The organism is Streptomyces sp. NPDC006798, from assembly GCF_040635975.1.
Taxonomy (GTDB): Bacteria; Actinomycetota; Actinomycetes; order Streptomycetales; family Streptomycetaceae; genus Streptomyces.
The window spans coordinates 1-7,238 of sequence record NZ_JBEYIS010000108.1; the positions used below are offsets into that span (position 1 = coordinate 1).

The following is a 7,238-nucleotide window of genomic DNA, read 5'->3' on the forward strand; positions in this document are numbered from 1 at the left end:
TCTCTCCCCCCATATAACACCCCCCCTCACCCACCCCCCCCCTCCTCCGTTGTGCCCCCGCGGGCGGGGGCCCCACCGCGCCCTCACTCCGCGTCCGGGTCGCCCTCCCCGGGCACCTCGTCCGGAAGCGCGAGCTGCATCATCCCGGGCTTGCGGCGGACCACGCTCTGGGCCCGTCCCGGCGGCAGGATCCGGGACCGCACCCCGTCGAGGACCTGTCCCTCGGAAGGCGGGCAGGAGAGCAGCAGCGCCGAGGAGTTCACCTCCTGCATCTTGCGTACCACCGGATCCTGGCGACCCGCTCCCGACGCGGCCCGGGCGACGACCATGTGGAGCCCGACCTCGAAGCCCAGGGGGATGTGCGGCAGCAGCGGTTCGAGGGGGTTGTCGAAGCCCGAGCCGATCAGCTCGTAGTCGTCGACCAGGACGAACAGCCGGGGACCGTCCCACCAGTCGGCCCGTCGCATCCGCGCCGGGGAGATGTCAGGACCCGGGGTCCGTTCGGCCATCGCCCGCGCCACTCCGCCGACGTACTCCCGCAGAGGATCGGCCGAGACCGCGTGTCCGATGCGGTACGCCTCCGGGATCGCCGCGATCAGCTCCCGGCGGAAGTCGGCGACCAGGAACCGCGCCTCGTCCGGGGTGTACCGGGCCATGATCCGCTGGGCGATCAGCCGCAGCGCGCTGGTCTTGCCGCTCTCGGTGTCGCCCACCAGATACAGATGCGGACTCTGGGTGAAGTCGTGCCGTACGGGCTCCAGCTCTGCCTGGTCGAGTCCGATGGCGATCCGCAGCGGGCCGTCGTCCGCCGGGAGTTCGGCGGCGCCCAGCCGGGTCGGCAGCATCCTCACCGGGGGCGCGGGCGGGCCGTCCCAGCTCTCCGCGACGGCCTCCACGAGATCGGTGATCGCGTCCGACAGGTCGTCCGCCTGTTCCCGGCCGTCGATTCGGGGGAGGGCGGCCAGGAAGTGCATCTTGTCGGCGCTCAGACCCCGGCCCGGGCTGACGGGGACGGTGGCCGCCTTCCGTACGTCGACGGTGGAGTCCATCGGATCGCCCATCCGCAGCTCCAGCCGGGTACCGATCTGGTCCCGCAGCCAGGACGGCACCTCCAGCCAGCGGGAGGTGCTGAGGACGAGATGGACGCCGTAGTTGAGGCCGCGGGACGCGATGCCCTGGAAGTGTTCGAGGTCGTCGGACATATCGGTACGGACCGTGGACCAGCCGTCGACCACGAGGAAGACGTCGCCGTAGGGCGATTCGGGGAACTCGCCCCGCGCCCGGCGCCGGCGGAACGACGCCATCGAGTCGATGCCGTTCTCCTGGAAGAAGATCTCGCGCCGGTTGAGCAGGGAGGTGACCTCCGCGAGGGTGCGGGCGATCCGCTCCCGGTCGAGCCGGCCCGCGACCCCGCCGACATGGGGCAGCCCGGTGAGCGAGGAGAGCGCCCCGCCGCCGAAGTCGAGACAGTAGAACTGCGCCTCGCGGGGCGAGTGGGTGAGGGCCAGCGCGCAGATCAGGGTCCGCAGCAGGGTGCTCTTGCCGCTCTGCGGACCACCCGCCACCGCGAGATGGCCGCCCGCCGCCGACAGATCGACCGTCAGCAGATCGCGGACCTGCTCGAACGGCCGGTCCACCAGCCCGACGGGCACCCGCAGCCTGCCCCGGTCCGGCCAGTCGGCAGCGGTCAGGCCGAAGTCGGGGTGCGGCGTCAGCGGCGGCAGCAGGGTGTCGAGCGCGGGCGGCGCGTCGAGCGGCGGCAGCCACACCTGGTGGGCCGGAGGGCCGCTGCCGCGCAGCTTCTCCAGGGCGAGTCCCAGCAGGGACTCCTCGGTCTCCGGCTCGTTGACGGGCTCCGGCTCGGGGGCCGCGGGCAGTACCCGGGGCACCACCCACTCGGTTCCCCACGGGACCACCTGACGGGCGATCTGCGCCTGCCGGGCGGTGCCGCGCCGGGGTGCCTTGTACGTCCCGGAGACATACGCGGCCCGGAAGCGGGTCAGCGCCTCCACACCGCTCTTCAGATAGCCGCTGCCCGGCTGGGACGGCAGATGGTAGGCGTCCGGGACGCCGAGGACACCGCGGCTCTCGATCGCGGAGAAGGTCCGCAGCCCGATCCGGTAGGAGAGATGGCCCTCCAGCTGGCTCATCCGGCCCTCCTCCAGCCGCTGGGAGGCGAGCAGCAGATGAACCCCCAGGGAGCGGCCGAGCCGGCCGATCATGATGAACAGCTCCATGAAGTCGCGGTGTGCGGCGAGCAGCTCGCTGAACTCGTCCACCACGACGAAGAGGCTCGGCAGCGGGTCGAGCGGGGTACCGGCCGCCCGGGCCCGCTCGTACTCCAGCACCGAGGCGTAGTTGCCCGCCTTGCGCAGCAGCTCCTGTCTGCGGACCAGCTCGCCGTGCAGGGCGTCCTGCATCCGCCCGACCAGGGCGACCTCGTCGGCGAGATTGGTGATCACCGCGGAGGTGTGCGGGAGTTCGTCCATACCGAGGAAGGTCGCGCCGCCCTTGAAGTCCACCAGAACGAGATTGAGCGTCTCGGAGGAGTGGGTGAGCGCCAGACCGAGGACGAGGGTGCGCAGGAGTTCGCTCTTGCCGGATCCGGTGGCGCCGATCAGCATCCCGTGCGGGCCCATGCCGCCCTGCGCCGACTCCTTGATGTCCAGTTCGACCGGCGTACCGTCCTCACCGACGGCGATCGGCACCCGCAGCCTGCCCCGGCCCTCGACGGGATGGCGGAAGAGACGCTCCGCTTCGTGTCGCCGCAGATCCGGGATGCCGAGCAGCGCCGTCAGCTCCGTATCGGTGACGAACGGCTCCGACGCGACGGCGCCACCGCCGCCCAGGCGGTACGGGGAGAGCCGCCGGGCCAACGCCTGTGCGGTGGCCGGGCCGAAGGCGTCGGGCTGCCCCAGCAGCGTCGACTGCTCTTTGCGGTCGCGATCGGTACGGACCAGGTGCAGTCCGTCGTCGTCGAGCCGGAGCCGGAGCGTTCCCCGGCCCGACTTCCAGACGAGGGTCCCGCTCAGGTCGACCAGGACGGTGTTGCGGTACCCGACCCCGGTCACCCGGTGCCCGGACGGTACCGCCCCGCCGTCGACCACGACGACGGTGAAGGGCTCGTCCCGCCCCGGCGCGGTCTCGGGGTCGAACGGGGGACGCTGGGTGAAGTCGGCGCCCAGCAGCTCCTCCAGCGCCTGGAAGTCCGCCGCGGCCAGCCGGGCCTGCCCGGCGCCGTCGCGCTGGTAGCCGTGCTGGGCGTGCGGCAGCCACTTCAGCCACTCCCACTCCGCCCGGCGGTCGTCGGAGACGCAGAGCGCGACATTCAGTTCCTCCGGGGCGTGGAAGACGACGAGCTGGGCCAGGAGCGCCCTGGTCAGGGCTCGGGCCCGGGTCTCGTCCCCGGTGATCAACACCCGTGACCAGGCCCGCAGATACAGGGCGATCGGCTGGCCGGGAACGGTGGCGTAGGCGCGGATGAAGCTGCGCAGGGCATGGGCCGACAGCGGCTCCAGGTCCTCCACGGGGCGGGTGGCGAGCGGGGCGAGACGTACGGCCAGTTTCTGCTCGCCGACCGCCACCCGCACCTCGCTGAAGTCCTCGTCGGACGCCCGGCGCTCCCACTGCCGGCTGGTGCCGCCGAGCGCCCAGAGCGAGGCGGGGTCCGGATGCCGCCAGCCGAGCGCCCGCTGCTGCTCCTCCGTCGCTCCCCTGATTCGGCGGCGCATCTGGGTCAGATAGCGCAGATAGTCCCGCCGGTCGCCCTTGAGTTTGCGTTTGCGCTCGCTCGCGGAGCGGATCACCTGGGCGAGGATCATCACCACGGAGGAGAGCAGCATGAGCCCGATGGCGATATAGCTGAACGTCGTCGCCTGATTGGGGCGCAGAAACATCATCAGCATCGCCAGTGATGTCAGACCCATGGGCAGATAGGTCCACATGGCCGAGGTGTTCGGCTCCGCCTCCGGCAGGGTCGGCGGCTCCTGGAGGCTGATCTCCCCCTCGGGCATATCGGGGCCCCGGCGTCGGGCGGGCCGACGGAACAGCACGGTGCTCACGCTGGATTGTCTCCTCGGATACGTCGTGCCCCGGTCGCGGCCCTCCTCGCGACCCGAGCGGATGGGTGCGCTGAAGAGGAGGGAAAAGCGGGCCGAGGGGTTTCGCGATCCGGTGAATCGATCGGGGTAGTGTGCGCTGTCCCCCTTCGACGACCCGGCTACTCGGATTGGTGTGTCATTCGCATGTCGGAAAATTCGGGCACCTCGGCCCCGGGCCTGTGCCGGCTCACGGTGAAGACGCCCCGGAGACTGCTCGACCTCGCGGTCCCGGTCGACGTCCCCCTCGCGGACCTGCTGCCGACCCTCCTCGACCACGCGGGCGAGGACTTGGCCGAGCAGGGCATCGAGCACGGCGGCTGGATACTCCAACGCCTCGGTGAGAACCCCCTCGACGAGGAGCACACGCCCGACGCGCTCGGTCTGCGCGACGGGGAGATCCTCCATCTGAGGCCCCGTACCGAGACCCTGCCCGCAATCCACTTCGACGACCTGGTGGACGGTGTCGCGGGCACCATGCGGGAGCGACCGTACGGCTGGGACGCCCGAAGCGGTCGCAGACTGCTGCTCGGCACCGCCGCCGTACTGCTCGCCGCCGGATGGGTGGTCTGCGCCCTGCCCGGCGGCCCGCTCACCACCCGCGCCGCCGTCGCCGGGGTCGCCGGACTCCTGGTGCTCTTCGGCGCCGCGGCAGCCTCCCGCGCCGTGGGCGACGCGGCGGCCGGAGCCGCCCTCGGCGTCTTCGTACCGCCCTATCTGGCACTGGCCGGAGCACTGGTGACGACCAGTCAGTCCGACGGCGGCGGATATCTTTCCGGCGCCGCCCTGCTCGCCGCCGGAACCGCCGCGGCGGGCGGCGCCGTACTCGCCGTCGCCGCCGTCGCCGCCTACGTACCCCTGCTGCTCTCCCTGGCCGTACTCGCCCTCGGCGGCGCCGTCTGGGGTGCGCTGATGCTGCTCATCGACGCGGGCACCGGCCCCGCCGCGGGACCGGTCGCCGTACTCGCCGTCGTCCTCGGCGGACTGGTCCCCGGGATCTCCTTCCGGCTCTCCGGACTCCGGCTGCCGGTCCTGCCCTCCAACGCCGAGGAACTCCAGGAGGGCATCGACCCGCACCCGCACCGGCACGTCGTGACCAGGACGGCACTGGCCGAGGAGTGGATGACCGGCCTCTACGCGGCCATCGGCCTGCTGTGCGCCGCCGTCCTCACCGCACTCCTGCTCGACGACCCCGGTACGGCCGACCGGGTCACCGCGGCCGTACTCTGCCTGCTCCTGCTGCTGCACTCGCGCGGCATCGGACACGCCCTGCAGCGCCCCGCCGTGGCCCTGCCCGGCCTCTTCGGACTGGTGCTGCTGGCCCTCACCACGGCTCCCTACCTCGCACCCGAACGAAGGCCCGTCCTGCTCGCACTCGTCCTCGCGCTCGCGGGCGCTGCGGCGATCGCCTCCTGGACCGTGCCCGGCCGCCGCATGCTGCCCCACTGGGGCCGCGCCGGGGACATCCTCCACACCTGCGCCGCCGTCGCCATGATCCCACTGGCCCTCTGGGTCCTCGGTGTCTACGCCGATCTGCGCTCCGTGTCCGGCTGACGCCGCCCGTGCGCTCCGCGCCCGACCCGCACCGGCCGGGCGACAGCCGGAAAGACCAACCCACCCAGGGCGGAGGGAACCACCCGTGCAGTCCAGAAAAGACCAGGTCCAGGCGCATATGTTCGTCATGGGCCGACTCACCGGCGGAATGCTCCGCCAAGACCCCGACGCCCCCGACACCCCCACCGGCCGGACCAACCGCGGCCTGGCCTGGGGCATCGGCCTCGCCGTCGTCCTCGTCCTCGGCTTCCTGCTCTACGGGCTGATCTCCCCGGCCGGCACCAAGTCCTGGCGCAACTCCGGCTCACTCGTGGTCCAGAAGGAGACCGGAACCCGCTACCTCTACCTCGACGGCGTACTCCGCCCGGTCCGCAACTACGCCTCCGCCCGGCTGATCGCCGAGAAGAAGCCCGGCACCGTCACCGTCTCCGCCGCCTCACTGCGCGGGGAGCCGCAGGGCACCCCGGTCGGCATCCCCGGCGCCCCGGACGCCCTGCCCGGCCCCGGCGACCTGGAGCGCGGCGCCTGGCAGGTCTGCGCCGAGGAACCGCTGCGCACCGGACCCGACGGCACCGGACGGCAGACCCGCACATCGCTGCGCCTGGGCCCGGCCGCCGACGGCACCGCACCCGGCCGCGACCGCGCCGTCCTCGTCCGCGCGGACGACGGCACCCGGCATCTGCTCTGGGGCGACCAGCGGCTCCGCGTCGGCGGCAACGGCGCCCTCCAGTCCCTCGGCTACTCCGGTGCCGCCCCCGTTCCGGTCTCCGCCGCCTTCCTCAGCGGACTCCCCGCCGGAGCCGACCTGGTGGCCCCCGAGATCGAGGGACGCGGCACGCCGTCCGGCCGGATCGGAGCCGCGGACGCCCGGGTTGGACAGGTCTTCCGGCTGGAGTCACCCGGCACCGCGGGCCAGTACTTCCTCCTGGAGAAGGCCGGACTGCGCCCCCTCGGAGACCTCGCCGCCGCCCTGGTCCTCGGCGACGCGCGTACGGCCTCCCTGGCGTATCCCGGCACCCGTCCCACCGCCCTGCCGCTCACCGCAGGCGAACTGACACCACAACAGGCCCCGGCGGACCGGGCCCCGCGGGACCCGGCGAGCTGGCCGGACCGTACGCCCCGGATCCTCCCGCTCCCCTCCGCCACGGCCCTCTGCGCCCGGATCCAGCCCGCGGCCGGCTCGCCCCGGGTACGCCTCGCCCTCGTCCCGGCCGCCAAGGACCGACCCGTACCTCCGGCCCGAGGGCCGGAAATCGCCCCCGCCTGCCTCCCGGTGGACGCCATCGCGGTCCGTCCCGGCCACGGCGCCCTCGCGGTCGCCCTCGGGGCCGGCGGCGGAGCCCGCGGCACCACGACCTACCTGGTCACCGATGTCGGCGTGAAGTACCGGATCGACGACGAGGCCGCGGCCCGGCGGCTGGGCCTGGGCGGTGCGCGGGCCCAGGCCGTACCGTCCCGGCTGCTGGACATGCTGCCCACCGGCCCCGAACTCTCCGTCGGCGCCGCCCCCCGCGCCGCCCCCCCATCAAATTAAGCCCAACCGCCCGGCGGGTGAAACGGGGGTGCGGGGGAAACAAAATAGGAAGA

At 72.9% G+C, this 7,238-nt stretch carries 3 protein-coding genes; 2 read left to right on the forward strand and 1 reads right to left on the reverse strand.

What is annotated here, in order from left to right; genetic code table 11:
- Positions 1–83 precede the first annotated feature (83 nt).
- Positions 84–4,061 carry a type VII secretion protein EccCa gene (eccCa, locus tag ABZ714_RS34665; RefSeq protein WP_358829353.1) on the reverse strand — a complete coding sequence of 1,326 codons (3,978 nt, stop codon included), beginning with the start codon at positions 4,059–4,061 and terminating at the stop codon, positions 84–86.
- A 183-nt stretch (positions 4,062–4,244) separates the two neighbouring features.
- Between eccCa and eccD the strand changes: the two genes are divergently transcribed.
- Both eccD and eccB read left to right on the forward strand, forming a co-directional pair.
- The gene (eccD, locus tag ABZ714_RS34670) at positions 4,245–5,651 is read left to right on the forward strand and encodes a type VII secretion integral membrane protein EccD (protein WP_358829354.1); all 1,407 of its coding nucleotides are present in this window, start codon (positions 4,245–4,247) and stop codon (positions 5,649–5,651) included.
- A gap of 85 nt (positions 5,652–5,736) precedes the next feature.
- On the forward strand, positions 5,737–7,185 hold the full coding sequence (eccB, locus tag ABZ714_RS34675; RefSeq protein WP_358829355.1) for a type VII secretion protein EccB: 1,449 nt from the start codon (positions 5,737–5,739) through the stop codon (positions 7,183–7,185).
- Positions 7,186–7,238: the final 53 nt, after the last annotated feature.